Origin of the sequence: Aridibaculum aurantiacum (assembly GCF_017355875.1) — a bacterium.
GTDB lineage: Bacteria > Bacteroidota > Bacteroidia > Chitinophagales > Chitinophagaceae > Segetibacter > Segetibacter aurantiacus.
In genome coordinates this window covers 155259-182220 of record NZ_JAFEWC010000003.1, presented here as the reverse complement: position 1 = coordinate 182220, position 26962 = coordinate 155259, and the positions used below count along the sequence as shown (strand labels likewise).

Below are 26962 nucleotides of genomic sequence, written 5' to 3'. Positions count from 1 at the left end.
GGCCTTACCTTATTTAGTAGTGATGAGGATAACACCGTTACCACCTCTTGAACCATAGATAGCTATTGAAGAAGGATCTTTCAGTACTTCAAAAGATTCAATATCGTTTGGATTGATGGAATTAATGTCCATGTTCTCTACAGGAAAACCATCAATTACAAATAATGGCGAAGTTTCCTGGCTTACTGAACTTCCTCTTATAGATATAGAAGCAGCACCACCTGGCTGTCCATCTACAGGGCTCACGGTAACACCCGCTATTCTACCTGCCAGCATCTGGTCGAACGAAGGCACCGGCGCCTTCTTCATATCTTCTACGTTGGCTTTACCAACAGAGCCTATCAGGTCTCTTCTTTTGGTAGTACCGTAACCCACTACTACCACGTCATCCAAAGAAGATAGTGTCCGTTTCAGCACTACGTCTACAACTGCTTTCCCGGCAACACTTACTTCACGAGCTTCATATCCTACATTACTAAATACAAGTACAGCCCGTGGATCCCTTAGTTCCAGTGTGTATCTACCGGTTTCATCAGTAGAAGTTCCGCGGTTGGCAGACTTAACAGTTACGGAAACGCCACTTACTGGCTTACCATCTTCGTCTCTTACAATACCTGCCACAGATTGCAGTTGGGCAAAAGAAAATACTGGTGCTACTACCAGGATGAGTAGTAAGACCTTTAAGAGCATGTTTGGTTGTAGAAGAATGGCAACTCTGTTGAGTATTCGTCCACGTGCATTGAGTTTTTTCATACAGCAGTTGTTTAGATCATTAGCCGGCATACCCGGTGATAAGGTTTGTTTAGGTGTATTAACAGGAAAATCTTTTTATTGGAAATGGGAAGTTGTTTCCTGCCTTTCCTGGAGTGGGTAAAGCTTGAAGCCTGTAGCAGGCCCGGGAGGAGGATAATGTACCCAAAGGGTAAATGGAAACTGGCATAATCGTTAGAATTAGAAGTTTGTTTTGTTTGGCAATCCGAGCACTAAAGTGGTCTCAAATCCAAAAAAAGAGGTGTTGTTATGTTGCATCTACCTTTTAAAATGTTTCATTTTCGGCTACAACAGCTATTTTTCAGCTGATTAGCTATTGTTCATCAGATTTTTTTACGAGGAAGTCCTGCAACTTGTCGGTGCGAAAAGGCACAGCCGGAAATCCTTCTTTATTATAAAAGTCAAAAGCTGGTGGTGTATTCTCAAAGGCATAACGAACATGTAAAGGCGCAGGCACTTTATTGCTGCTGACGATTACTTTGTTGCCGCTAATTACCGCTTCGGCCCTGTAAAACCTATTATCAGCACCCGCTATTGCAAAAGAGCGGAGGCTGCCTGTTCCGGTTTTCGAAACTATCCCCGAACCAATGTTCTTGAAAGACAAGATCGCTTTGCCGTCTTTGATCTCCATCTGGTGGTAGGTAGGACCGGCAGCAACCATTTTTTTGTGACCATAAACTTTATTGAGCGCCACAGCAGCTAATCTTTTACCAACCGTTTGCTTGTCATCGGGGTGTACATCTATGGCATTGCCTACATCGTTGGTGATAGCAATGCCGGTATTAGGAATTGTACGCGCAATATTTGCCTGCGCTTCCTGCACTACCGGCCAGCCTGTAGCTACAGGTTCTTTTTTTACAGCACCATAGCTGGAAATCTGCACCATTAGGAAAGGCAGTTTGTCATTGCCCCACATTTGGCGCCAGCGGCCAATGAGGCGCGTAAGCATGTTTTCATACAGCATACTTTCTTCTGCACCTGTATTTCCTTCACCCTGGTACCACAAAAAACCTTTTACAGGGTACTGCCGCAGCGGATGTATCATAGCATTAAAAGCAAGCGTAGGATATGAATTCACAAAATCCACAGCATTCATTGGTCCCATAGCGCCGGCAGTATCAAAAGTTTTTCCTTGCCTGAAAAGCCAGTTACCGCTTAGTTCTACCTGGCTGGCTCCTGATCTTAGGTGTGGTTTGGAAACAGGACGAAAACCTGTGCTCTCACTTTCGTTGAAACACAAGACAATGATCTCATTGTCGCCAGCGTGCAGGTATTGTGCAGGAAACTTGAAGCTGGCGTTGTAGTAAGGATTTAGCTGCGAGCCAATATAGTTGCCATTGATGAAGAACGCGCTGGCAAAATTGATGCGACCGAAATTAGCCGCAATAGTGTCTTGCAGAAAAGCTGGCTCAACATGGAAGTTTCTCTTAAACCAGCTTATCCCTTTCTTCACTTTTATGTCCTGGTCTTGCAGGTAACCTGGAACTACAATCTGCTTCCAACCCGCATCTGCAAAAAAGGAAGGATCCTTTTGCAATTGTTTAGCAGGAGACACAAAAGCCGACGCAGCATAAATATTCTTCTCCCATTGAACCAGGTTGATGCTATCCTGCTTGCGTTGCGCAGCAATAAAACCCGGGTGAATTCTATTGATCTTCTTTATTTCATTAGGGAAATCCTGCAGGTCGGCTGCACTCATCCACGCCTGTATAGGCGAGCCACCCCACGATGCATGAATGATACCGATCGGCACCTTCTCGTGCTTGTATACTTCTTTGGCAAACTGAAAACCTACCGCAGTAAAAGCATCTATGGTTTTGCTGCTCGCCGGCACCCACTGCCCTTTAACAATGTCCTGCTGTGGATATTCAGCAGCTACCTGGTCAATGTTCAGTTGGCGTATCAGTGGGTAATCTGCATCTTTCAATTCTTCATCCCGGTTCTTAATGGTGCGCATGCGATAGTTCATATTGCTTTGCCCGCCGCACAACCATACATCGCCAAAGTACACATCAGAAAAGGTTTTAGTTACTCCATTTGCTGAAACACTGATGGTATAAGGCCCGCCTGCTTTTGTCTTAGGCAACACTGCTTTCCACGAACTGTCAGCAGTTGCAGTCGCTTTATAACTTTTGTTATTGAAAGAAACCTCTATTGTATTTCCCGGCGCAGCCCAACCTATTATCGGCATCGGCCGGTCGCGCTGCAGTATCATATGATCTGCATAATACTTTGGCAGGCGCACCTGCGCATGCAGTGAATGCTGCAAAAAAAGTAGGCAGATAAAGAGAAACCTGGTCATCTTTTAAGGCTTGTAAGGGTCGCTGGTGTTAATAAACTTGTACTTGTGCAGCGCATCGTTGCCCAGGTCTACAGGAGAAGTACCTCTTGCAGGTATCTCACCCATCATCACCCGCACCACCGCTGCATGCATTTCCGGGTTATTAGAATATGCATTGATACAAGTATTTACCCGCTCAAAATATTCATTTGCGAGGTATGGACTGCCAAAAGAAATCACCATCACCTTGTCTTTAGGCATCGAATTGATGGCCCACGCCGTTTGCGCCTGGTCGTCCCACAATTGCAACGGACCAAAAGGTGCATGTGGTATACGTACAAAAGCAAAAATGATCTTATCGTATTTCGCAGAAACATGCTCTTCCCATCCCTGGTTCTCGTAAAGCAGGTCGTGTTGAAAATCAACTTCAAAACCTTTATTTCCCAACTCCTGCTGAAGTGATTTCAATGCTGCCAATCCACCATCTCCACCTTTCCTGCTTTGTGGTGTAACGCCTACGATCAATATTTTCTTTGTTTTCTGTGGGTTCAATGGCAGCATATTCTCCCTGTCTCGCACAAGGGTAACAGCGCTTTCGCAAATATTTTTTGCAGTTTCACGAGAGAATGCTTTTTCCGCATCGGTCATGTCTTTTACCAAGACGCGATTTGGTTTTAGCAGCCCAAAGCGGCTCTTCATTTTCCAGATGCGGCTTACTGCATCATCCAGCCTTTCCATCGGTATTTCGTTGCGCCTGATGCGTGCTTCCAAAGTATCCATGAACTCGTATGAAGGCCACAGCAAAACATCAACGCCTGCTGCAAAACTGGCTACTTCGCCTTCCAGCTGGTTGTTGTACCAGCCTCTAAATCCACCCATTGTCATTGCATCAGAAACAATGACTCCATCAAAACCCATCTTCTTTTTCAAAAGATCTGTCAGCAGTTCTTTTGATAAAGTAGCCGGAGGATAAAAACCGTTGATCTTCTCTTTTTGATAGGAAGGCAAAGTGATATGACCTGGCATAATAGAAGCCACACCACTGTCAATTAATGCTTGGAAAACTTTCCCGTGATACTTATTCCATTCATCCCATGTAAGATTGTTGGTGCTGGTAGTAAGGTGCTGGTCGCGGTAGTCGGCACCATCACCAGGAAAGTGCTTGATTGTAGCAGCAACGCCATTATCCTGCAGTCCCTTTATTTGCTTACTCAACAGCCTGATGGCTTTGTCCGGATCGTCAGAAATGCCACGCACGTTTACGATCGGGTTCATTGGGTTGATGTTTAGATCAGCCACCGGGTGCAGCACCCATTCTATACCCAATGATCTTGCTTCACTGGCCAAACTCTTTCCATATTTATACATCAGGTCGGTAGAGTTAGCGGCGCCTAAAGCCATTTCGCGTGGCAGAGTAGTCATGCCCGGTAAGGCAATACCATTTTCATAATCCTGCTGAAATAACAGCGGCATCCTGCTGGCTTGCTGGTACGTATGAACCGACTTGCGAAGGTGCGCTACTTTATTTTCTTCTTTTACTCCTACAAACAACTTCCAGCCCATGAAAAAACCAGTGACTGGATAGCGCTTAAAGAAGCCTTGCAACGAGCCGCCGCCCAGCTCCAGCTCCTTCTTGTTGTCAGGAAGCATCAGCATAGTCTGGCCTATCTTTTCGCGGAGCGACAGCTTTTTCCAGCCGTCGGCACCTGCATCGTATTGTGCACTAACACGTGTGCCTGTAACTACAAGGCATAGTGATAGCATTAGTAAAAAAGGTCGTTTCATTTTCAGTTCGTTTTTTTTATGGCGTATTAGCGTGTGGTTACAGGATACCTATTGCTTTTTCTCTATAAACTGGTCTTCGTTGGCCAGGTTGCCGGCGCGAAGCCGGTTGGTCAATCCTCCTGTTTCTTTACGTGTAGGAAGTTGTTGCCGGTATTGATCTTTTTGCAATCCTATCTGAAGGAAAAACGTGTTGAGTGAAGGCAGCTTTTCCAAGATCGCTGCATTATCCGTTCGCAGATCCAGCAATGCATAGTTGTAAAAACCAGCATCGGCAATAGAAGGAAGCTGGAGGTTTCCTTCCACTGTTACCGCACCTTTTTCAGGAGCTACAAAAGGTCCACTTGCTACGGTTACATTATGTATCATCTTGCTTCCGTTTGGATACTCCGGCTTCCAATCTTCCTTTAGAATATCCTTCCACAAGTGATGCGTTACCTCATACTGCTGCTTTAGTTGCTCACCGTACGATTTCCATGGCTCTTCGTACGGCTTCATCTCTTGCAGTCGTGCTTCATAAGGCGTGTTCAGCTTGTAGTTGCGATTTATACCACGGTCATCAATGTTCTGGCTCTTGCTGTTGATGATTAGATTGTTCCGGGCAATGTTATCATGGCCTCCGCCAAATTTGATGGCTTCTATAGCATCGTGCACAATGTTGTTGTAAAACATGTCGCCGCTATCACCATCATCGCAGTACAAGCCATTGCTGCGGTTTATGTGGTGTATAAAATTGAAGCGAAAAACGTTGCCATAGGTTGACCAGCCGCCATAGTTGTAAAAGGCACCATTGTCAGCTTCCTGCAGGGCAATATTGTGTATCTCGTTAAACTCAAAAATGCAGTTGTTGATTAGATCGGTACGGATAGCACTCTTCGGCAGATCGTGCAGCAGGTTGTTACTTACTTTCACACCTACACTGTTTGCCAGCTGGATGCTTTCGCTAAACGTAAGCTTGCCAATGTTATAAATATGGTTGTTGTGAATGGTGCTGTTTGAGACAATCAATTTCTTCCGATCTCCTTGGTCTTCCATTACAATGCCTGCCGCGCCTGTTTCGTAAATGGTATTGCTGGTGATGGTGTTGTTGATACCGCCGCGGGCATAGATGCCTGCTCCACCTGTATTGAAAATAGTACAACCAGCTATCGTTATGTTGCTGCAATCTTCTAAACGCACAGCTTGCGAAAGTGCTCCCCTGATGGTAAGCCCTTCGATGCTGATGTTGCTGGCATCCTTAAAATGAAAAACCGGCATCGTATCAGCCACAATTTCTACTGATAAAGCCTTAGCTGTAATAGATGGGTAGTAATAGATTTTCTGATCTTTTACATCCAGTGCCCATTCTCCTGGCTGGTCTATCTCTTCCAATGCATTGATGAGTTTCCATTTTTCTATACCAGAACCTACACGCCACAATGGACTAGTGCTGGCAATTTTAGAATATTTAGAACCCATTCCATCACGCGGTTGCTCTACCAGCTCAATGGAAGTATTATCCATCTGCTTCACTTTGCTGGTGATAGGCCCCCAGGGCACACGCCAAAAGCCTTTCAGCCAGATCTCATGGCCAGTGTTCAAGGCGTTCATCCAACGGGTGGCGCGGTTGGTACCATCCAGTTCCAGTTCATTTGTAGTGTCCTTATCTTCAGGTCTACCACCTGCTGCATATAAAAACGTGGTGTTATTTTTAGCTCCGTTATAGGTTGCCCAGCCTGTTTCATTTTGTTTACGAAGTTGCTCCTGCTCATTAGGCCACTGCGCTATTGGCTGCCGCTTTTGGTTTGCGTACAGATCAATTGAAGGCCAGGCTTCCATAAAAGAAGGATCTGGAGAAAATCTTTTTAGCCGCTCGTTTGTAAGTTTAGAAACATCAAATTCTAACAGCTTTCGCCCATCTACGGAAGGATGCAAACGTGCATAAACCTGCTTGCTAAGTGGCTTCCATTGTGCAGCAGGTAATGGCGTGGCAACTGTAAGCGTTACTTTTTCGCCATTGTAAGCTTTGATGGTAAGATGTGGTGCAAAACCTGCAGCAGGAACTTCAATAGATTTTTTCAACCAGTAGGTGCCCTGCCTGATTATAATGTTAGCCTTCGTTGCGGCTGGCTTTTGCTGCTTTATATGAGCAATGGCTTTTTCTACTGTTGCAAAAGGTTGGTTGATGCTGCCATTGTTCTTATCGCTACCGGTGGCCGACACATAGCAGGTAATATTTACCTGCGCCAGCCCAAAGAGCGGCATCAGCAGTAAAAGAAGCAGGTATGGTTTAGCAGAAGGCATAGCAAATCGTGATCGTGTTGTAATTCATCTGCAAAATCGACTTCTGAGGTTACTGGCAGCTCCCTTTTTGTTGCAGATGACCCCTATTTTGTTTCAGATTGGATGTTTTTAATGATGATCAAGCTTTTTCCTGCTGAATAAGTGCATTCACATATTCAGAAGGCGTTTTGCCATATTGTTTTTTGAACGCCGCCGAAAAAGCGGAAGGGCTCTTAAATCCTACTTCGTAAGCAATATTTGAAATGCTGCTGCGGCGCTCCAGCAGCAGCTCCATACCTTTCTTCAGTCGAAGGCCGTAGATGACATCCAGCGGGTTTTGCCCCGTCAGCGCTTTCATCTTTCTAAACAAATGGCTGCGGCTCATGAAAACAGCTTTGCCCAGTTCTTCCACACCAAAGCTGTCGTCGCCAAGATTAGCTTCAATAGCGTTGTGCACGTTCTCCAGGAATTCTTTATCCAGCGGGTTTTCGGAAATGGTAACAGGAAGCGGTTCCTGCTGGGTCTTGTATTTGTCTACCAGCTTACGGCGGGTTTCAATAAGGTTGCGTGCTTTTATCTTAAGCACCTCCGGGTGGAAAGGCTTGGCTATATAATCGTCTGCACCGGTTTGCAGGCCTTCCATTTTGTTATCTATGGTAGCACGTGCAGTTAACAGTATCACCTGTATGTGGCTGGTCTCGACGGCGGTTTTAATCCGCTTACACAAGGTAATGCCGTCCATCTCTGGCATCATCACATCACTTATCACCAGGTCTGGCTGCTCTGTCTCAAGGTGTTGCAGCGCCACCACCCCATTAGCAGCCTTAATAATGTTGTATTCGCTGCTGAACAGCATGTCCAGGTAATCTAGTACCTCTACGTTATCTTCTACAAGCAGAATGGTAGGACGGTCAGCATCGTGTTGTTTTTCGCCTGCTACCACCACTGCCTGTGCCGTGGTCACAAAATCTGGTTGATAGACCGGCTCTGCTGGCTGCGCTACCTCTTCAGGTATTACCCGCTCTACCGGCAGTGTAACGGTAAATATGGTACGAACACCGGGTTGACTAACAGCAGATATCTGTCCATTGTGAAGCTCAACGATCTTCTTGGTGAGATATAATCCTACACCTGTTCCATGGCTATTGTTCTGCGAGAAAAATCTTTCGAAAAGCCGGGCCTGTTCTTCGGCTGTGATGCCTCTACCTGTATCAGAAACCTTTATTTGCAGGTAAGCAGTTTCAGCGGCAGGCTCCTGTTGTAGCTCAACATCCAAACGGATCTCCCCACCGGCAGGTGTGAACTTAAATGCATTTGACAGCAGGTTGTTCAGCACGATCTCCAGCTTAGGCTTATCAATAGAAACTACCAGCCGCTCCACGTTGCAGCTGTATAAAAACCGGAGTTTGTTACGCTGCGCCACCAGGTCAAAATTGGCAAACACTTCTTTGGTAAATTCTACCACATCGTGCCGCGCAGGCAATAGCTGCAGTTTATCCTCCTCCATCTTCTGGAAAGTCATCAGCTCGTTGATCAGCGACAACAACTTTTTACAGTTGTTATGGATCATGCGCAGTTTTGTTCTTGCTTCGCCCTCTATTTCAGGCGCTGTTATCAGCTCCTCCACAGGGCTTACGATCAGCGAAAGTGGCGTGCGAAACTCGTGTGAGATGTCGGTAAAGAAAGTGGTCTTCATCTCGTTCATCTTCCGGATCTGCGCTTTCTCCATTTGCTCAAACCGTAGCTGGTTACGCTGGCGTGTCTGTACCTGGAAGTACCAGATAATACCAAACAAGAGGGCATTGAACAACAGGAAGTATAACACCTTCGCCCACCAGGTTTTCCATGGTGGAGGTAAAATAGTCAGCTTCAGGCTTTCTGCTTTTTCGCTCCATTTACCTGAACTATTGGCTGCCTTTACTTCAAAAACATAATCACCTGCATCCAGGTTGGTGTAGGTAATGTTGCGGTTGGAGGCATCTGTATATATCCAGTCTTTATCAAAACCAACCAACCGGTAAGCGTAGTGATTTGCAGCCGGATTGGTAAAATGAAGTCCTACAAATCCAATAGTGAATAAATTGTTTCTGTAATTCAGTTCTATCTCTTTTGTAGCAGAAAGAGGTTGTGTCAATACAGTATCACCTTCATACACCTCCTTCACGTTTACCACCTGGTTCAGCAATTTTAGAGAGGTAAATCGTACAGCTGGTGCATGTACAGGTTCTTTGATAGCCAATGGATCAAAAATGACAAAGCCATCATTGGCTCCCATTAGCAGGTGACCATCAGCTGTTTTACTGCCGGCATTACTTCCAAACTCCACACCTTGCAGGTAGAGGTTGAAATCGTTGTTCTTCGTATTGAATTTCACAACACCCTGGAGAGTCGCCAGCCACAGGTTGCCTACACCATCGGCTTGAACACTATTTACCGACCGACCGGGTAAGCCATCCTGTTCATTGAAATTCTTTATATCAAATACAGGCTTTCCTTGTTTCTGTTGCAGTTGTACACGTACCAACCCTGTGGCAGAACCGAGCCAAAAGGTATTGGTTGGATACTCGCCTATCCCATAATAAGTAGTGGTTGGTAATGATGCGCCGTTGCTGCTTATAACAGGAGCATATTTTTCAGTATTAGGATCAAAAAGGCCGCAGCCCCCATTTTCGAAACCTAACCAAATACGGCTGCTTGCATCTTCATAAACAAATCGAACAAAACCACGGCGAACGGCGGCATCTACACTTGGTTTTTGTGCATAATCAATGGTATCTCCAGCTGGTGTTATTCGAAGCAGGCCTTTATTGGTTCCCAACCAGATATTTCTTTTCCTGTCTTTTAGCAGGGCAAAAACAGCATGATCAGTTGCTGCAGTTTTACTTATGCTTTGGCTTGTTTGATTGGTTGCAGTAATGCCATTCAGGTGGCCTGACCATACCTGCCCCTCATCTACCATTAAGCTGCGGATATTTTGGTGTGGCTGCGGTATCTTTTTAGTAGTACCCTGTGATGTATTGAAGAGGAACAAACCATGGTTAGCAGTGCCCAGCCATATATCATTTCCATTTGCAGAAACCAGTCCGCGCACCTGGTCGCGTGTATCTTTTTCTGTGAATGTGAGGTAATTAAAGGCCAGCATGTCGAGGTTCAGCTTGTTTAAGCCACCTTCCGTACCACACCATAGATTGTTGTCGCGGTCAATCATTACTTTGTAGGTAATGTTGTTGCTGATACTCTTGTTGCTGATCGGGTTGTTTTGATAAATGACTAGTTGCTCACTTCCTTTTGCACCCGATATTTTTCCAAGACCATGCTCCATCCCCAGCCATATATCGCCATTTGGTGCACGACGAATATCAAAAACCTGTTCATTATCCAGTTGATGACTACTTCCTGCAAAACGATTAAATGGGGTGGCGCTTCCCTCTTTTCCCGGAGAAGCCGATAATGGCAATTTCAACAATCCATTGCCTGCGGTAGCAATCAGTAGCTGATCGTCAACTTCCAGCAGGCTCCAAATCCTGTCTCCATAAGGGTTTGACTTTAGCTTTATTGGGAAAAATGATGCTGAAGAAATATTGCTATTGTACCGGATGACACCTTCGTGTGTTGCCAGCCATAGGCCACCCATTTTAGAAGAAACTATGCTACTGACAGGCGCGTTCAGGTTCTTATTTTTAAAAACCTGCAGTTTCTTAGAACGTTTATTATAAATAGCAAGACCCAATGGAGTTCCTATATATAGGTGTCCATCGTGGTTCAGTAAGGTGGAAATACCTCTTTGTAAAATAGGATGATCTTGCGCCTGGAGACCTTTTACAGTTACAAATTCTTCTTTAACGCTGTTGTAATTGCTGATGCCCTCGCGTGTGCCAAACCAGATGGTCTTTTCTTCGTCTTCCGTTATTGCATAAGCCCAGCTATTAAGCACATTTTGCGCCTGGTTGTCGTAGAAGTTTCGCTGGAAATTATAGCCATCGTAGCGACAGGTGCCGTTCATAGTACCCACCCACAAGTAGCCCTGGCTATCCTGGAATAGGTTACGTATTCGTATATCTGGCAAGCCGTGGCTGCTGTTATACAATTCAAATACAGGTGTAGGGCTGATGAGCTTTTGGGCAGTGGTTGAAAACACTAACAACAAAAACTGCAACAGGAAGAAACTCCGTATACAGAAGCCTCGCCAGGTTGTTTTCATTATCAATTTCCTCTTTACAGTTTCTGATGCGGAAGGTAAGAATCCGCAGCGACAACATGTTATAAAAAAAGATGAATCAACAAAAACATCAGGATGACCAGGATGATATAACCCAGGCCCACAAATACTTTCAGCCTTTTCTTAGGATAATGCATCTTACTTGCTTATTAATTTTCTGTACTTATTAACTGACGCATCCATTCCCATTTCTTTATGATAAACAGGGGCTTCGTATACAAATGCATTGGGTTTATAAAGAGTAGCGACCTGTGGATTACCTGCTTTTAATTGCCTGTATTGCTGCCACAGTTTGTCGTAATTAGCAATGGATGCGGCCAGTGCTTTGGTATTATACTTTCCGTTTTTATCTCCCTGGAAACCAATCGCCATGATCTTCCAGCCTTCTGCAATAATGTTGTGTAGCAGCAATCCATAGTTAGATGAAAGCCGCACGTATTCTTCATCGGCTTTATCTTTCATTTTTACCTGCTTGCTTAGGTTGACAACCTGATGCCAAAGTTTTACCGCCTCAAATTTTTCATCAACAGCTTTTTGAAGCAAGCCCATGCTGTCATAAGAAACAAATGCTTTGTACAAAACACCTTCCGAGTCAAATTTTGCCCCATTAGTGTTTGGATTGATGCCGCCGAGAAACTCATCCCGCATCCACCAAACCCACTCCGGGTCAAACTGCTGCATTGCACTGTTGTGACCTTTTAAGACAGCTGTTGCAGATAAAAGGCTCAATTTTCTGAATGCTTGCCTGCTGCTGCCTGTGATGCCGGCCTTATCCATAAATTGTTCAAAAGCTTTTTCTTCGGACATTGACGGGTCAGCGGCCCAGGTGCTCAATACAAAGGCATTTACCTTGCACCAGAATTCGTTGGAGATATAAGGACCTACCCAACCGCCGCCTCGGGACCACGACCATACACCTTTGAAAGTGGGGCTGGATGCAATATCCCGCAGGCTTTTTTTCCCTTGCTGCGGTTTCGAGGTTGCATATTCTTCAAAGCCTTCTATAACTCCATTCATTACATAATTAGGATAGGCTCCTTTGCCTTCGTACTCACGCTGGCACTGCACCTCTACCACCTGCGGGTGATTGCCAATGGCAAGCGTAGGATTGAAATCAAAGGTGCGATGGTAGTCGCCTTTCGTATGCTTAACCGAGAAAATAAGATTAGGATGAGGGTCAACGTTTTTGGTCACATTCAGATAATAAACAGGCTCTTCGTGCATTCCCCCAAATGACCACGTTCTGTAAAAAATCTTCTTGTTTCGCTTTACACATACCTCATCCCTAAGAAGTTGTAATAGTTTTATATGACTTTGTTCGCCCTTGGTGATGGGATTATTACCCGTATGGAAGGGTACATTATTGAGATAAGTTTCGCCGGTACGTATCACCAGCCCGTCTAACTCAGGAAATTGTTGGAATAGCTCATCCAGCATCAGCCGATGAAGTTCGATCGTCTTTGGCCGCTCTAACGAGATCTTGCCATTTTCATCCAAAATCTCATCGGCATACACCTCCACCAGCTTTTTTGGCAGGACTATCAGGTCAGTAAAATAATAAGCTTTGATACCAGCTTTGTGCGCATTGGCAATGTTCGAGCGTACTTTTGCGGCAGCATTTTCTACCCAGGTACGCTCCTTAGTTCCTTTTGGGAAAATATCTTTTTGAAGCGCATCGAAAGTTACGGCAGCATGCGCAAAAGTAAAATCGTTGATGACCTGCCCATTGAAGCCGTTCGTTTTTAGGTATGCAGGATCTGTGAACGCAGAATTAGTAAGCGGCTCACCTGGATTGTGATGCACCATATCGAGAATATGATCCAGTTTTTGTTGTGCAAATACGCTTTGGGTGAAGCAAAGCTGCACAAACAGCAGCAGCAAAAACAAAGGCTGAAATGGCTTCATCGTTAAGTTTTAGAACAAACGAAACTATTGAGCCTGAGGAAGTAAGACTGTCGCTATTGTTGCAGGAACTGTTGTGTTTGTTGCAGGAAAGGCTTTATAGTGTTCTTTTTTAGAAAGAAATATGTTTAAAGCTATTAATTGAAAGATGGCAAAACCACAGGCATCTAATTTATCAGAACTGGTAACGCGTACCATTGCGGCAAGTTAAATGGGCCATTAGAACTGCTACAGCAAATACAGCCGTTAGTTAAAACAGCATCATCAATCATCATTATGCCTAAGCCCCTCCGCAACATGAAATACATGGAGGATGTATGGAAATAGTGCATCCATTGTTTCTACTGCACCTTTGGTAGAGCCGGGTAAGGTCAGCACCAAACTATGATTGATGAATCCTGCAACGCCACGAGACAACATGGCATACGGCGTGCGCTCCTGCCCATAATTTCGTGCAGCTTCCATGATGCCCGGTATCTGTTTATCTAACAGTGGTTCTATGGCGTCGGGTGTTACATCTCTTTTAGATAAACCTGTTCCACCTGTAAAGATGATGATATTGAAGTGCTCGCCACTAAGCTGCCGCGCAGTGAGTTGTATGGTATCAAAATCATCGGGAATAACTTTATACGTGGAGGTGCTAAGGCCACTTTGTTGCAGTTTTTCTATAACTGCTTTGCCGGCAACATCCTCTGCGTTTCCTGCAGCCACACTATCCGAACAAACAACCACTGCACATTGCAATTGCCCTGCAGGAAAATCTTTGTGTTGAGACTTCCCTCCTTTTTTGCTTACCAGTTTTATAGTGGAAATCTCCACTTCCTTGTCAAGCGGCTTCAACATATCGTACATGGTAAGAGCCGTAATAGAAGCGCCATGCATGGCTTCTACCTCTACTCCTGTTTTGTATATTGTATGCACTTCCACGCGGATGATAATAGAAAGACCATCAATGGCATGTGTGATAGAAGTGAATTCAATTGGCAACGGGTGACAGTCAGGAATCACATCACTTGTTTTTTTAACCGCTAAAAAGCCTGCTGCACGGCTGAATTCAAACACATCACCCTTTGGCACCAACCTGTTTTGAATAGCATCTATTGTCTCCTGCTTCGACACTGTTACCAGTGCCTGCGCCACGGCTTGTCTTAAGGTTTTGATCTTAGGTGTAATATTTACCATGAAAAGTTGTTATGATGCCGGGACTTTTTTAATGAAGGTTGATCAGGGATTGTTCTGCTTCCATTGATAAGTTTCATCTACAAATATCTCTTTTCCCCAAACAGGCAGTTCGGCCTTTATGCGCTCCACCACTTCATTACATGCGTCAATTGCTGCCCTGCGGTGTTTAGATGAAGTGAAAACAAATAAACATATTTGGCCAGCGTCCACTTTTCCAAGGCTGTGGTACACGTGCATGCAGGTTAAAGAAAATTTGTTAAAAGTAGCTTCCCTTATCTCGTGCATTTTCTCCAAAGCCATTTCTTCATAAGTGGTATAATCTATGGCGGCTACTTGCTTGTTGTCAACAACATCTTTCCGCACTTGTCCAAGGAAGATACTATGAGCACCTATACCTGTTTTGCTAGCATGTTTTGCTATACTATCACCAATAAACGCAGGATCTATAGGTCCATTTACAAATATGTTCTTTGGCTGCGGGTTGCTCATGTTGTCTCTCCTGGTTAGTCTATAATAATAATCTATCCTCCTGAAAAAGGAGGCAACAAAGCTACTGTTACATTTTCTTTGAGTTGTGTATTTGAATGTATGATCTCTTTATCAACAGCCAGCAAATATGTAAGGCAATGTAAGGCAGGATAATGGCTTAGGAGGAAAGTGTTCAAGGCATCTGTATCATGCACTTCCTCCTCCAGTGTTAGATGGTTCCCGGTAACTTCAGCAACCTTTCCAAAAGCCAATAAGTTTACTTTCATATTCACTACTAAATTGTCAGCAGTTTTATCACTGCTATAAAAAGAACACCTGCCAAAACCCGTTTCAAGATTAGCTGGTTAAACTTGTGGGCACCAAAGTATGAACCTGCCATTCCACCCACCATTGCTATTGCCACTAAAGCATACATGTTGGTGGAAAATTCTAACCCTTGATAAAGCTGGCCTGCTAAGCCTGCTAACGAATTGACAAAGATGAATAATGCACTAATAGCAGCTGTTTGTTTCAGGTTCGTCCATTTCAGCAACAATAGCACCGGCGACAAGATAATGCCTCCGCCAATCCCGATCATTCCTGATAATAGACCAATGATACCTCCAATCAATATAGCTATTACAGTTGAATAAGTTTTTCGATCAGTTTCCTCATTCTTACGGAAACCAAAAAATCGAAGAACTGCAAACAGGAGTAGTACTCCTAAAATCTTTTTATAGAGATCCTGATCAAGGCTGATTAAGCCCCCGATAAAAGACATAGGAATGGATGCTGCGGCTAGCGGCAGAAATAACTTCCAGGTGAAATGACGGGCCTTATAAAATTGTATGAATGCGATGAGCGAAACGAAGATGTTCAATACTAAAGCTGTGGGTCGCATCACATCCGGTGCCATGTTGAATATAGCCATCAATGCCAGGTAGCCACTTGCTCCACCATGCCCTACAGAAGCATAAAAAAAAGCAACTGCTACCAGTGCAAAATAAAAGATTAGGACAGGCTCTATCACGCTCACTAAGGTAAAATATGAACTTCAACCACATCACCTTTTTTGTATGTCGTTTTGGCTTCTACTAAACAAACCAAGCAATCGGCCATAGCAAAAGATCTCATTTTATAAGACTCCTGTGCGTCTAATGGCAACACTTCATTGTTTACAATCATTCCCTTCAGGAAGTGCCTTAGCTGTGTGTTCTTGTTATAATCCTGCGCCAGGGGAAGATGTACAGTTTTCAAGAACGGCTTTGACAGCCCCATCATCAGCTGGATAGCAAGAAGTACATATTCGTAGAAGCACGTAAGCACTGATGAAGGATTGCCTGGCAAACCAAAAACTATGGTAGTATCCTTTTTAGCAAAGAGCAAAGGTTTGCCTGGTCTTTGTTTTACTTTATGAAAAACCTGTTCAACTTGCGCATGTTCTAATGCCTGCGATACAAAATCATAATCACCCACACTTACGCCTCCTGTTATCAATACCAAATCTGCCGTGCCTATAGCAGTTTCAATAACAGATGTTATAGAAGTAAGATCATCGTCTACCCACTGCACACTTACTCCAGTTATACCAATTGCTTGCAAAGCTGCAGTAAGTGCATAAGAATTGGATTCATAAACCTGCCCATACTGTAGTTGCTCACCCGGCTTTTGAAGTTCTTTGCCAGTAACAATAATGGCAACTGATGGTTTGGCAACTGCTATTACTTCGGAAATACCTAAGCCTGCTATGAAACCAATAGCCCCCGCAGTTAATGTAGTTCCCATTTCTAAAGCCAATGCTCTTCTTGGTATTTCAGAACCAATTTGCCGCACATTGCTGCCTTTTACCAAAGCATCATCCAGTACGTGTAGTTGCCTATTCTCTACCACGGCCTTCTCCTGCATCACTACCGTATCTAGTCCTGCGGGAACGGGAGCACCTGTAAATATTCTTACTGCTTGTTTATTACTTGTCGCTATTTCTTTTGCTGAACCTGCCTGCACCTCGCCTACTATAGCTAATGGTTCTCCTTTCCAATCATAGAATTTGAATGCATAACCGTCCATTGACGATTGCATAAAAGGAGGAAAGTCTTGCGGAGCATATATATCTTCTGCCAGCGCTAAGCCTGTTGCATCTTTCAACGATAAAACCTGGGCTGGAAGTTGTTTGCTATGCAGGCGAATAAGGTCTTTTGCTTCTTGTACGGAGATCATTTACTTGTTCTTTATCACTAACCGCCTATGGTTATCATGCTCCTGTTCTTCAAAGAAGCAGTATCCAATTCTTCTATGTTGCCAGTAAATTGGCCACCTCTTTCGGCAGCCTTACTTCCAATAGAATGCCTGATGAGCGGAACGATATCTTCACCTCTTCGCAATGCTGAAAGAAGGTCTGTCTCCTTTTGTGAGAACAGGCAATTCTTCATTTTGCCATCGGCAGTAATACGCATCCTGTTGCAATTGCCGCAGAAAGGAGAAGTGATGGTGCTGATAACGGCGAACGTACCTACATGATCCGGAACTATATACTTTTTCGTCGTATCATGGATATCATCCTTCAACTTAATATAATCGTACTCCTCGCCAACTACCTCCAAGATCTGTTTCCATCCAAATACCTTCTGGCTCTCCCAATGATTGCCGGAAAAAGGCATAAACTCTATGAATCGGATATGAACAGGAAGCGCTTTGGTCATGGCAACAAAAGCATTGATCTCATCATCATTCACGCCTTTCATCATCACCACATTCACCTTTACATGAATGTTCTCCTTCGATAGTTGCCGGATGTTGCTCAGTACCCTTTGATACGCGTCCCTCTTTGTCATCACCTGGAACTTGTCTTTATCAAGGGTATCTAAACTAACATTCACAGATCGGACACCGGCATTCTTTAGGACAGGAATAAATTCATGAAGCCGCGTTCCGTTGGTGGTTAAAGTAAGCTCAACAGGATACCTTGAAAGCTGCTCAATGATTTTGGCTGCATCTTTACGCACCAATGGTTCACCACCTGTCAGCCTGATTTTAGTTACACCCAGCGACACAAATGTTTTTGCTATCTGGTCTATCTCTTCCACCTGCATCAGGTTTGTTGATGCGGTTACAGCATGATCTTCGTCAGGCATGCAATAGAAGCAACGCAGGTTGCAGTTGTCTGTAATAGAAATGCGTAAATAATTATGTATCCTATTGAAGCTGTCGACCAGCATATTGTTGTGAAGTTGTAAGTATAAATCTAAGCAGTTTCACAAGTTTTATAGGAACATATTTTTCTTACGCTATGGGTTCAAAAACTATAGGGTTTCCACTTCAAGTTACTTTCCGATACAAAACTTGCTGAAGATATAATCGAGCTGGTCTTCGTTGGTTATCTCACCGGTGATCTCGCCCAGGTAATGCAGGCAGCGACGAATATCCAATGCTACCAGGTCACCCGGTATACCGTTATCAAGTCCTTCTTTTATTTCTTGTAAAGATTGATCAACCAGTCGAAGCGCTTCGTAGTGTCGCGCATTGGAGATGATCGTATTTTCTTGTTGTAAATTTTCAGATATCACCTGGTCAACCAGCCGTTGCTTTAAGGTTTCTATGTTGCGTTTGTTGGCTGCAGATATAAACAACACCGGGATCTCTGAATATTTTTCAGCCAACTCTTCATCAGTTGCTTTATCTGCTTTATTTCCTACAAGTATGAATTTTATTTGCTGCTGGTTCATTTCGTTTACCAGCACCAGTAGTTCAGCTGTAGTCATTTCTGTTACATCAAAAAGATACAGGACCACGTCGGCCTGCTTCATTTTCTCCAGGCTTTTTTCAACACCGATGCTTTCTATAACATCGTGCGTATGCTGCCTGATACCTGCCGTATCAATCAGCCTGAACAGAATACCGTCGATATTCAGGATCTCCTCAATGGTATCGCGGGTGGTACCTGCAATTTCACTTACAATTGCACGGTTCTCATTCAGCAAAGTATTCAGCAAAGTAGACTTGCCGGCATTTGGTTTTCCAATAATGGCTACCTGCACACCATTTTTGATAACATTACCCAAAGCAAAGGATGATAATAACTGGGTAGTTGTGATACCTGCAGTTTCGATAAGTTGGTATAGCTGGGTACGATCAGCAAATTCTACATCTTCCTGGCTGAAATCCAATTCCAATTCGATAAGTGCTGAGAAGGAAAGAAGCTGATCACGCAGTTGTTTTAGAACAGAAGAAAATCCGCCACGGATATTCTGAAGCGCATGTTTGCGGCTCGCTTCGGTATTGCTGGAAATTAGATCAGCAACAGCCTCAGCCTGGGTAAGATCTAGTTTTCCATTTAGAAAAGCACGTTGAGTGAACTCTCCTGCTTTTGCCAGTCGAGCCCCTCCTGCAGTAAGCGCTTGTATGATCTTTTCCAACACATAAGGCGAACCGTGAGATGAAATCTCTACTACGTTCTCACCAGTATAAGAAGCTGGCGCTTTATAAAGTGAAATAACTACCTGGTCTATGGCTATACCATCCTTCTTTAGAAGTCCCACATGCAGTGTATGCGATGGCTGATCTAAAAGATTTTTAGAAGGAAATAATTGATTGGTGATATGGATGGCATCATTTCCACTTAGCCTTACAACGCCAATGGCGCCTACACCTGGTGGTGTAGCTAAAGCAACAATCGTATCATCCCATCCTGCCAGCTTACCTAACATAGTTATTTATTAGAGGCTGCAAGTTAGGTACAAAAAAAAGATCCCCCGGATTGGAGGATCTTAATAAAAAAGCCAATGTGATTATTATTGGTCTACCACCTGGAATGTGATGTGCTGTATAGCCTGGTAAATTACGTTACGACCATTTTGTACAGCTGGATCCCATTTAGGACCTCTTTTGATAACCTTTACTGCTTCTGGTCCGCAACTAGGACAAGCTTTTGGAACATCAATCGCTTGCACGTTACTGATGCTACCTTCTTTGTCCACGATGAATTGAACTCGTACAGTGTAATTTCCTGCAGGAGCGCCATCATCAGCTGCTACGTTAGCGTTCAGGTTTCTTTCAAGGAACCTTCTCCAGGCTTCAGGTCCACCAGGGAATTTTGCTTCTTTTTCCACTTTGGTGAAAACCTTGTCGTAGTCTTCTTCTACCTTTTTAGGAGCTTCTACTACACCAGTACCTTTTTCTTCTACCGGAGGGGCAACAAAACCTTCGTCTTTCTTACCTTCCTGGTTGATGGTACCGATCTTAGTGTCCTCCATCTTTTCTATCTCTTTAATCTGCTCTTCAGGCTTCACCTGCTCATCCTTCACAATTTGCGGAGGAGTGAATTTGGTGATCTCCACTTTTGGTGGCTCTGGAGCAGGAGGCGGCGGAGGAGGTGGTGGCGGCTCAGGCTTCTTCTCTTCCTGCTTTTTAATATCCTCTAATTGCACGTCCTGTACAATTATTTGCTTACCCTCATCTTCCGGACCACCTGCGAACAAAGTGGTTAGAATAAGAAGTAAAGCTGCCAGGAGCATTACACCCAAGGCAATACTAAGCCTGCGGGAGTAAGTCTTACGCAGCTGGTAAGCTCCGTAGTCCTTGTTCCTACCCTCAAAAACGATGTCGAGGATGTCGGCAGTTCGAAGTTGATTAATATCCATTTTTGATGTCTTTAAATGTTAGATGCATGTGGTGTAGAAATCCATAACAAAAATTATCCGCCTGCTCCTTCAGTTAAACTAACTAACTGTGCTTCAACAGGAGAAATTTCCACTAAGGCGTAACGCTTAATGTCATTAATCGTCATCTCATCAAGAATATCTACTACATCTTTATACGTAGACTCTGGTCCAGGTTTGATAACTATTACCAGGTCGTCAGCAGGCGTTCTTCTTTTCTTTTCAATGATCACATCGCGGATCTGCTTCATAGTGCTCGACTTGAAGTTTGAACCGGTAGGATCCAATTGACCTTCATAATAAAAGACACCTGTGTTTTTTCCAAGCATCAGGGTAAGTGCACCACTTTCCTTTGCTTTGTTCTGCTCTTCAGGCTTGTCAGCATCCTTTGGTAGGAACAGCCTCATTGCTGTTGGCTGACTCATGGTGGTGGTGAAGATGAAGAAAGTAATAAGCAGGAAACCAAGATCCACCATCGGTGTAAGGTCTACACGTGTGGATAGTTTTTTGGCCTTCTTAACTCCGGGTCCTTTCTTATGTCCACCTCCACCGGAGGTATCCATTTCTGCCATGGCTCAAATGATTTTATTGTTAATAATGTTAGTCCTCTGAAATCTTACCACCCTGCATGAAGCGTTTCCAAAGATCGGTTCCTTCCGGAACGCCTTCAGGATTGGTAATCATCTGAAACTTGAATTGGTCGTTCTTCTTGAATGCATCAATAACATTCTTGAAAGTTGGATACTTAGCAAGATTGTCGCCTTTGATAAGGAGGTTCATTCTCTCCCCGGCAGCAGCATGTCCTAAAACTACGTAACGCATCCACTCTACCATTTCATTGTTTGCAGTATCCTGTGCAGGAATTCCAGGCAGAGCCTGACCATTGAGTTGCTCCTTTGGTAGTCTTAAAAAAGACTTCAATTGACCTACAGATGTACCGAAAAGACTGGCATCTTTAAAAAGCTCTACTTCTTCAGGTGTAAGTCCAACACTTGTGCTGGAGTTTATCTGACGAGCCATTTCTTCTTTAACTGCTTTGTTATCAAGCGAAAGGAAGACCTTGCCATCTTTGGTGAAACTTACTAGCGTTACATCTTTTTCAGGCGCCACTTTAGACGAAACTGAGCTTGGAGTAGTTACTGCAACTGTTTCAGAAGGTTTGAATTTTGTTGTCAAGATAAAGAAAGACAACAGGAGAAAAGCCACGTCACACATTGCCGTCATATCCACTGACGTGCTTTTGCGTGGCAATTTGGGTCTGGCCATATTTACTTATTTAATTCAATGATTAGATTCAAAACTTCTCGCATTCCACAAATAATCCAAAGATTATTTATAGTTAGCTGCGAAGCTCTGTGTTAAAGTAAATCCAGATTCATCAATACCATAAGTGATAGCATCAATCTTAGTAGTAAAGATGTTATAGAAAATGATAGCCAATGCAGAAGTACCGATACCTAATGCGGTATTGTAAAGGGCTTCAGCGATACCTTTTGAAAGTTCACGAGCAGCATCACCACCACCAGCTTCTCCAAGAGCGGCGAATGACCTGATCATTCCAAGTACGGTACCAAACAGACCGATCAAAGTAGCAACAGATGCGATAGTAGAAAGGAACACAAGGTTCTTCTCAAGCATAGGCAGTTCAAGAGCTGTAGCTTCTTCTACTTCTTTTTGGATGTTTAATACTTTCTGATCTGTTTCAAGTTCAGTGTTAGCAATCATCTCTTTGTACTTACGCAGACCAGCTTTCATTACATTACCAACAGAACCTTTTTGCCTGTCGCACTCAGCAATTGCTTTATCTACATCTTTATTAGCAAGATGAAACTGTACTTTCCTGATAAATTCTGCAATACTTCCTTTACCAGAAGCCTTAGAGATAGTTAACAACCTTTCAACCACAAACACGATTACAACCAAAAGGTTTGCTATCAGAACAGGTACAACTATACCACCTTCATAAATTCCATTCAACGCAGATTTAGGGCCAGTGTGGTGAGGCCAAAACCATGCACCTGATGTATCAGGATTTTCAAAACCGCTTGCATTACCCATCACAAAACGCCAGATTAAATAACCCGTAAGTATACAAGCAAACGGGGCGATCCATGCAATTACATTTCCTGACTTCTTTGGTTGAACTGAATTTGGGCTTTTTGCTGTAGCAGTTGGTTTAGATTCCGCCATGATTCGATGTTTTTAGATTTAAGAATTTGTTTAATTGTTTACTTCCAAATTTTGGCAATTCTACTGAAAATAATGATTAAAGAAGAATGCGTTTCGTCATAATTTTTTATAACGCCAACAAAGTAAGCATTTTAGAATGATCAGCATGCTTCTATCATCATCTTCTAAAGGTATAGCAACATTTAGGCCATTAGAAATATATGTATTACAGGGTAAACCTATCACCTATTGGCTCTATACATTATCTCTTGATTATTACTATACATCTGTAGTGGTGGTAAGTTCATCTACTTTAACTAAAAACAAATGCGTTCATTCGTACCTTCATCACCTTTTTTTATAAACTCCTATTAAAGAATGAAAATTAAAAAGTTAGGATTAGCTACTCTATTAGCCTTTTGCTATACCTTATCAATTTCGCAAACAAGGCCGACCCCTCCACCTACCCCACCTACACCGGGCAATACTGCTGGATCACCAGCACCAGTTACTCCTCGTAGTACTATCAAGCCTTATAAAGAGGTGATAACTGATAAAGCGGTCTCTAAAAAAGGTTTGTTCACAGTACATAAAGTAGAAGACAAATATTTTTTTGAAATAGCAGACTCTACCCTCAACAGGGAGATCATGGCTGTTACAAGGTTTATCAAGGTGCCTTATAACAAGCAGTCTGGCTATAGCACTTTTGGCGGTGAATTGACAAACAATCAAACCATCACCTTCGAAAGAGGTCCGAGCAATAATGTTTTTATGCGGGTGGTAACGCTGGTAAATGTTTCCGATACATCAAACGTTATCAGCAGGGCAGTAAGCAATAGTAACCTAAATGCTATCGCAGCTGCGTTTCCTATTGCAGCTTATGGTAAAGACTCAGCCAGCGTGGTTATAGAAGTGACTGACTTTTTCAAAGGCGACAACCAGGTGGTAAGTATCAGTCCATCGTCTAAAAGAATGTTTGGATTAGGCTCATTGGCTACGGATCGTTCTTATATATCTACCATTCAAACCTTCCCTATAAATACTGAAATAAGAACTGTTAAAACTTTCAATGCCTCTCCATCACCAGGAGGTCTAACAACAGCAGCACAAATACCAGCTGCCAGTTCAGCGGGTGCTGTTACGGTTGAGCTCAATACATCTTTGATGTTGTTGCCTAAGGTGCCAATGCAGGTAAGGTATTATGACAGGCGCGTAGGTTTTTTCAGGGATCATTTCACCACATTCAATGACCAACAACAGCGTGTACAGGAAAAAAACTTTGCCGTACGCTGGAGATTGGAACCTAAAGATGAGGATGTAGATAATTGGAAAAGAGGTGAACTGGTAGAACCTAAAAAGCCGATCATATACTATATAGATCCAGCTACTCCACGCAAATGGCGCAGTTTCCTGATCCAAGGCATCAACGACTGGCAAGTAGCATTTGAAGCCGCTGGTTTTAAAAATGCTATTGTAGGAAAAGAGTGGCCTGAAAATGACTCATCTATGAGCCTTGAAGATGCACGTTTTTCAGTATTGCGCTACTTCGCTTCCGATATTGAAAATGCTTATGGTCCTAATGTTCACGACCCGCGTTCAGGAGAAATTTTGGAAAGCCATATTGGATGGTATCACAACGTAATGAAGCTGGTTCATAACTGGTTCTTTATACAAGCCGGTGCTGTTAATCCACGTGCTCGTAAAATGGAGTTTGATGATGACCTGATGGGTCAACTGATACGTTTCGTTTCGTCTCACGAGGTTGGACATACTATTGGCCTTGCACATAATATGGGCAGCAGTAGTACGGTTCCTGTAGAAAAACTGAGAGACAAGGCATGGGTTGAGAAAAATGGACACACGCCTTCTATCATGGATTATGCGCGTTTCAATTATGTAGCACAACCAGAAGACAATATAGCGGATGCAGGCTTATTTCCGCGGATAGGCGACTATGACAAATGGGCGATCCGTTGGGGCTATGGTTACATTCCGGGCGAAACAGAAGCGGAGCAAAAAGCAGCCAGCAACAAGCTGATCATTGAAACCATAAAGAACAACCCACGCACGTGGTTTGGAACTTATGAGCAGGGAAACCAAAATGATCCGCGTAGCCAGCGTGAAGACCTTGGCGACAACGCAATGAAAGCAAGTGAATATGGTATAAAAAACCTGAAGGTTGTACTTAAAAATCTTGCTGACTGGACAAAAGAGGAGAACGACCAGTACGAGAACCTGCAGCAAATGTATGGTGCACTTATTGGCCAGTTCAGGCAGTACATGAGCCACGTTGTAAACAATGTTGGTGGTGTATACCAGAACTTTAAATCTTCAATGCAAGATGAGCCTGTGTATGAAGTAACGCCTAAGGCTATTCAGCGCGATGCTGTAAACTTTCTTCACAAGCAACTGTTTCAAACACCTGAGTGGCTGATCAACAACAACTATATGAATCGCCTGAACAATCTTGGCACCAGCGATCCTTTAGGTTCTGCACAGGAAAGCATACTAACCTCGTTGATGAGTAACGACAGGCTGAGCAGGTTACAAGCTTCCGCTCTTCGTTTCGGCGATAGCAAAGCTTACAATGCTATTGAACTTCTTAACGATATACAGTCAGGTTTATTTACTGAATTGAACAGCAAAAAAGCTATTGACTTTTATCGTCGTGGATTGCAAAAAAGCTATGTTACTAAGCTGGACAATATGCTCAACCCACCTTCATCATCAGGGATGGTGATCATGATTGGAGGAAGCAGCAGCGCTGGTAGTTCTACAAGGAATGATATGCCTGCCATTGCCCGTGGTCAGCTTTTGAAACTGAGAACACAGGTAAATGCTGCCATAGCAGGAACAACTGATAACATGAGTAAACTTCACCTTTTAGATCTGCAAGAGCGCATCAAAAGAGCACTTGATCCAAAAGCATAAGTTCTTATTCAGATAAAGCTAAAGGCTGGCATTTTGCCAGCCTTTTTTGTTTATGCTCTTCACTAATATGCATCGTACTTCATTAGGTAAATGAAGACGTTTGGCTTTCGGTGGTACAAGAAGCCAGCTCCCACTCCGCCTGTTCTTTAAGTTCCTGTACATTGCACAAAATTGAATGGGCACTACATGAAGTATTACATCATTGCAGGGGAAGCAAGCGGCGATCTGCATGGAAGCAATCTTATAAAGCACCTGCACCAGTTGGATAATTCGGCTGACATAAGGTGTTGGGGTGGCGATATGATGCAACAACAAGGCGCAACACTGGTAAAACATTATCGTGATCTTGCTTTTATGGGCTTTGTAGAAGTGCTTATGAACCTGCGCACCATCTTCAGGAATATTGATTTTTGCAAACAAGACATAGCTGCCTATAAACCAGATGTTGTCATATTTATTGATTATCCCGGCTTCAACATCAGGCTGGCGAAATGGGCAAAGCAGCAAGGTTATAAAACCATTTACTACATATCGCCGCAGGTATGGGCATGGAAGGAAAACCGGGTAAAAACCATCAAAGCTTACGTAGATAAGATGCTGGTGATACTTCCTTTTGAAAAAGATTTTTATAGCAAGTGGGATTACAAAGTGGAGTATGTAGGGCATCCACTGGTGGAAGTAATAGAAGAATATAAACGTACTGCTAATACTAAGCCTGACGATCAACAAGGAACCAGGAACCAGGAACCTCCTTCCATCACTCCTCCTATCATAGCACTATTACCTGGAAGCCGCAAGCAAGAGATAAACGTAAAGTTGCCGATCATGCTGGAAGTAAGTAAAGCCTTTCCGCAGTATCATTTTATTGTAGCCAAAGCACCGGGTATGGATGATGAATTTTATCAACCGTTTCTTGCACCCTTTGCCAACGTCTCTGCTGTTGGTGGTAAAACATACGACCTGCTTAACCGTAGCACTGCTGCCCTGGTAACAAGTGGTACTGCTACTTTAGAAACTGCCTTATTTGGTGTACCCGAAGTAGTTTGCTACAAAGGCAATAAGATATCTTTTGCCATTGCTAAACGGATCGTAAAGATCAAATACATCTCGCTGGTAAACCTGATAATGGATAAGCAGGTAGTAAAGGAGCTGATACAAGATGACTTGACAACGGAGAATTGTATAAAGGAACTAAAAGACCTGCTGGAGAACCCTGCCAGACAAAAGCATCTTCAAAAAGATTATGCAGATCTAAAAGCGCTCTTATCACAGGGAGGACATGCATCATCAAATGCCGCCAAGGTGATTATGGAGTTTATGGAGGAGTAGGTTTGGGGTTTG

General features: G+C 43.5%; 20 protein-coding genes. 2 read left to right on the top strand and 18 right to left on the bottom strand.

What is annotated here, in order from left to right; all coding sequences use genetic code 11:
- Positions 1 to 9: 9 nt before the first annotated feature.
- From J4N22_RS14605 to J4N22_RS14520, 18 genes are all read right to left on the bottom strand, one after another.
- A complete protein-coding gene (locus tag J4N22_RS14605; protein ID WP_207495751.1) occupies positions 10 to 753 on the bottom strand; it encodes a TonB-dependent receptor plug domain-containing protein in 744 nt (247 codons plus the stop codon).
- Between the two features lie 331 nt (positions 754 to 1084).
- A complete protein-coding gene (locus J4N22_RS14600; protein ID WP_207495749.1) occupies positions 1085 to 3073 on the bottom strand; it encodes a sialate O-acetylesterase in 1989 nt (662 codons plus the stop codon).
- A 3-nt stretch (positions 3074 to 3076) separates the two neighbouring features.
- Positions 3077 to 4837 (bottom strand): glycoside hydrolase family 3 protein, encoded by a 1761-nt coding sequence (locus J4N22_RS14595; RefSeq protein WP_207495747.1) that lies wholly within the window; start codon positions 4835 to 4837, stop codon positions 3077 to 3079.
- Positions 4838 to 4885: 48 nt separating this feature from the next.
- Positions 4886 to 7117, bottom strand: a complete 2232-nt coding sequence (locus J4N22_RS14590) for a right-handed parallel beta-helix repeat-containing protein (protein ID WP_207495745.1) — start codon at positions 7115 to 7117, stop codon at positions 4886 to 4888.
- Positions 7118 to 7235: 118 nt separating this feature from the next.
- The gene (locus tag J4N22_RS14585; protein ID WP_207495743.1) at positions 7236 to 11297 is read right to left on the bottom strand and encodes a hybrid sensor histidine kinase/response regulator transcription factor; all 4062 of its coding nucleotides are present in this window, start codon (positions 11295 to 11297) and stop codon (positions 7236 to 7238) included.
- A gap of 156 nt (positions 11298 to 11453) precedes the next feature.
- Complete coding sequence (locus J4N22_RS14580; RefSeq protein WP_207495741.1) at positions 11454 to 13220, bottom strand: hypothetical protein; 1767 nt, start codon at positions 13218 to 13220, stop codon at positions 11454 to 11456.
- Positions 13221 to 13244: 24 nt separating this feature from the next.
- Positions 13245 to 13415, bottom strand: a complete 171-nt coding sequence (locus J4N22_RS14575) for a hypothetical protein (protein ID WP_207495739.1) — start codon at positions 13413 to 13415, stop codon at positions 13245 to 13247.
- 66 nt (positions 13416 to 13481) lie between these two features.
- Positions 13482 to 14399: a bifunctional molybdenum cofactor biosynthesis protein MoaC/MoaB gene (gene moaCB, locus J4N22_RS14570; RefSeq protein ID WP_207495737.1), complete on the bottom strand. Its 918-nt coding sequence runs from the start codon at positions 14397 to 14399 to the stop codon at positions 13482 to 13484.
- 42 nt (positions 14400 to 14441) lie between these two features.
- Positions 14442 to 14888 carry a molybdenum cofactor biosynthesis protein MoaE gene (locus tag J4N22_RS14565; protein WP_207495735.1) on the bottom strand — a complete coding sequence of 149 codons (447 nt, stop codon included), beginning with the start codon at positions 14886 to 14888 and terminating at the stop codon, positions 14442 to 14444.
- Between the two features lie 32 nt (positions 14889 to 14920).
- Entirely contained in the window at positions 14921 to 15154 is a 234-nt protein-coding gene (locus J4N22_RS14560; protein WP_207495733.1) for a MoaD/ThiS family protein, read from the bottom strand.
- An 8-nt stretch (positions 15155 to 15162) separates the two neighbouring features.
- Entirely contained in the window at positions 15163 to 15903 is a 741-nt protein-coding gene (locus J4N22_RS14555; RefSeq protein ID WP_207495731.1) for a TSUP family transporter, read from the bottom strand.
- Positions 15903 to 17084, bottom strand: a complete 1182-nt coding sequence (locus J4N22_RS14550) for a molybdopterin molybdotransferase MoeA (protein WP_207495729.1) — start codon at positions 17082 to 17084, stop codon at positions 15903 to 15905. Before J4N22_RS14550 ends, J4N22_RS14555 begins: the two co-directional genes overlap by 1 nt.
- 17 nt (positions 17085 to 17101) lie before the next feature.
- Positions 17102 to 18082 carry a GTP 3',8-cyclase MoaA gene (gene moaA, locus J4N22_RS14545; protein WP_207495728.1) on the bottom strand — a complete coding sequence of 327 codons (981 nt, stop codon included), beginning with the start codon at positions 18080 to 18082 and terminating at the stop codon, positions 17102 to 17104.
- Positions 18083 to 18187: 105 nt separating this feature from the next.
- Complete coding sequence (gene mnmE, locus J4N22_RS14540) at positions 18188 to 19570, bottom strand: tRNA uridine-5-carboxymethylaminomethyl(34) synthesis GTPase MnmE (RefSeq protein ID WP_207495727.1); 1383 nt, start codon at positions 19568 to 19570, stop codon at positions 18188 to 18190.
- A gap of 84 nt (positions 19571 to 19654) precedes the next feature.
- The gene (locus tag J4N22_RS14535; RefSeq protein WP_207495726.1) at positions 19655 to 20503 is read right to left on the bottom strand and encodes an energy transducer TonB; all 849 of its coding nucleotides are present in this window, start codon (positions 20501 to 20503) and stop codon (positions 19655 to 19657) included.
- A 53-nt stretch (positions 20504 to 20556) separates the two neighbouring features.
- Positions 20557 to 21093 carry an ExbD/TolR family protein gene (locus J4N22_RS14530; RefSeq protein ID WP_207495725.1) on the bottom strand — a complete coding sequence of 179 codons (537 nt, stop codon included), beginning with the start codon at positions 21091 to 21093 and terminating at the stop codon, positions 20557 to 20559.
- Between the two features lie 28 nt (positions 21094 to 21121).
- Positions 21122 to 21787 (bottom strand): ExbD/TolR family protein, encoded by a 666-nt coding sequence (locus J4N22_RS14525; protein ID WP_207495724.1) that lies wholly within the window; start codon positions 21785 to 21787, stop codon positions 21122 to 21124.
- A gap of 63 nt (positions 21788 to 21850) precedes the next feature.
- Positions 21851 to 22711 (bottom strand): MotA/TolQ/ExbB proton channel family protein, encoded by an 861-nt coding sequence (locus tag J4N22_RS14520; RefSeq protein WP_207495723.1) that lies wholly within the window; start codon positions 22709 to 22711, stop codon positions 21851 to 21853.
- A gap of 357 nt (positions 22712 to 23068) precedes the next feature.
- On the opposite strand from J4N22_RS14520, the gene J4N22_RS14515 reads away from it, so the two are divergent.
- The gene (locus J4N22_RS14515) at positions 23069 to 25621 is read left to right on the top strand and encodes a zinc-dependent metalloprotease (RefSeq protein ID WP_207495721.1); all 2553 of its coding nucleotides are present in this window, start codon (positions 23069 to 23071) and stop codon (positions 25619 to 25621) included.
- Between the two features lie 186 nt (positions 25622 to 25807).
- Positions 25808 to 26950, top strand: coding sequence for a lipid-A-disaccharide synthase (gene lpxB, locus J4N22_RS14510; RefSeq protein WP_207495719.1), 1143 nt, complete (start codon positions 25808 to 25810; stop codon positions 26948 to 26950).
- Positions 26951 to 26962: the final 12 nt, after the last annotated feature.

What these genes read in the sequence shown, in the direction of transcription:
- J4N22_RS14605 (WP_207495751.1), bottom strand. Translation starts at nt 753, where the DNA reads ATGAAAAAACTCAATGCACGTGGACGAATACTCAACAGAGTTGCCATT.
- J4N22_RS14600 (WP_207495749.1), bottom strand. Translation starts at nt 3,073, where the DNA reads ATGACCAGGTTTCTCTTTATCTGCCTACTTTTTTTGCAGCATTCACTG.
- J4N22_RS14595 (WP_207495747.1), bottom strand. Translation starts at nt 4,837, where the DNA reads ATGAAACGACCTTTTTTACTAATGCTATCACTATGCCTTGTAGTTACA.
- J4N22_RS14590 (WP_207495745.1), bottom strand. Translation starts at nt 7,117, where the DNA reads ATGCCTTCTGCTAAACCATACCTGCTTCTTTTACTGCTGATGCCGCTC.
- J4N22_RS14585 (WP_207495743.1), bottom strand. Translation starts at nt 11,297, where the DNA reads ATGAAAACAACCTGGCGAGGCTTCTGTATACGGAGTTTCTTCCTGTTG.
- J4N22_RS14580 (WP_207495741.1), bottom strand. Translation starts at nt 13,220, where the DNA reads ATGAAGCCATTTCAGCCTTTGTTTTTGCTGCTGCTGTTTGTGCAGCTT.
- J4N22_RS14575 (WP_207495739.1), bottom strand. Translation starts at nt 13,415, where the DNA reads ATGGTACGCGTTACCAGTTCTGATAAATTAGATGCCTGTGGTTTTGCC.
- moaCB (WP_207495737.1), bottom strand. Translation starts at nt 14,399, where the DNA reads ATGGTAAATATTACACCTAAGATCAAAACCTTAAGACAAGCCGTGGCG.
- J4N22_RS14565 (WP_207495735.1), bottom strand. Translation starts at nt 14,888, where the DNA reads ATGAGCAACCCGCAGCCAAAGAACATATTTGTAAATGGACCTATAGAT.
- J4N22_RS14560 (WP_207495733.1), bottom strand. Translation starts at nt 15,154, where the DNA reads ATGAAAGTAAACTTATTGGCTTTTGGAAAGGTTGCTGAAGTTACCGGG.
- J4N22_RS14550 (WP_207495729.1), bottom strand. Translation starts at nt 17,084, where the DNA reads ATGATCTCCGTACAAGAAGCAAAAGACCTTATTCGCCTGCATAGCAAA.
- moaA (WP_207495728.1), bottom strand. Translation starts at nt 18,082, where the DNA reads ATGCTGGTCGACAGCTTCAATAGGATACATAATTATTTACGCATTTCT.
- mnmE (WP_207495727.1), bottom strand. Translation starts at nt 19,570, where the DNA reads ATGTTAGGTAAGCTGGCAGGATGGGATGATACGATTGTTGCTTTAGCT.
- J4N22_RS14535 (WP_207495726.1), bottom strand. Translation starts at nt 20,503, where the DNA reads ATGGATATTAATCAACTTCGAACTGCCGACATCCTCGACATCGTTTTT.
- J4N22_RS14530 (WP_207495725.1), bottom strand. Translation starts at nt 21,093, where the DNA reads ATGGCAGAAATGGATACCTCCGGTGGAGGTGGACATAAGAAAGGACCC.
- J4N22_RS14525 (WP_207495724.1), bottom strand. Translation starts at nt 21,787, where the DNA reads ATGGCCAGACCCAAATTGCCACGCAAAAGCACGTCAGTGGATATGACG.
- J4N22_RS14520 (WP_207495723.1), bottom strand. Translation starts at nt 22,711, where the DNA reads ATGGCGGAATCTAAACCAACTGCTACAGCAAAAAGCCCAAATTCAGTT.
- J4N22_RS14515 (WP_207495721.1), top strand. Translation starts at nt 23,069, where the DNA reads ATGAAAATTAAAAAGTTAGGATTAGCTACTCTATTAGCCTTTTGCTAT.
- lpxB (WP_207495719.1), top strand. Translation starts at nt 25,808, where the DNA reads ATGAAGTATTACATCATTGCAGGGGAAGCAAGCGGCGATCTGCATGGA.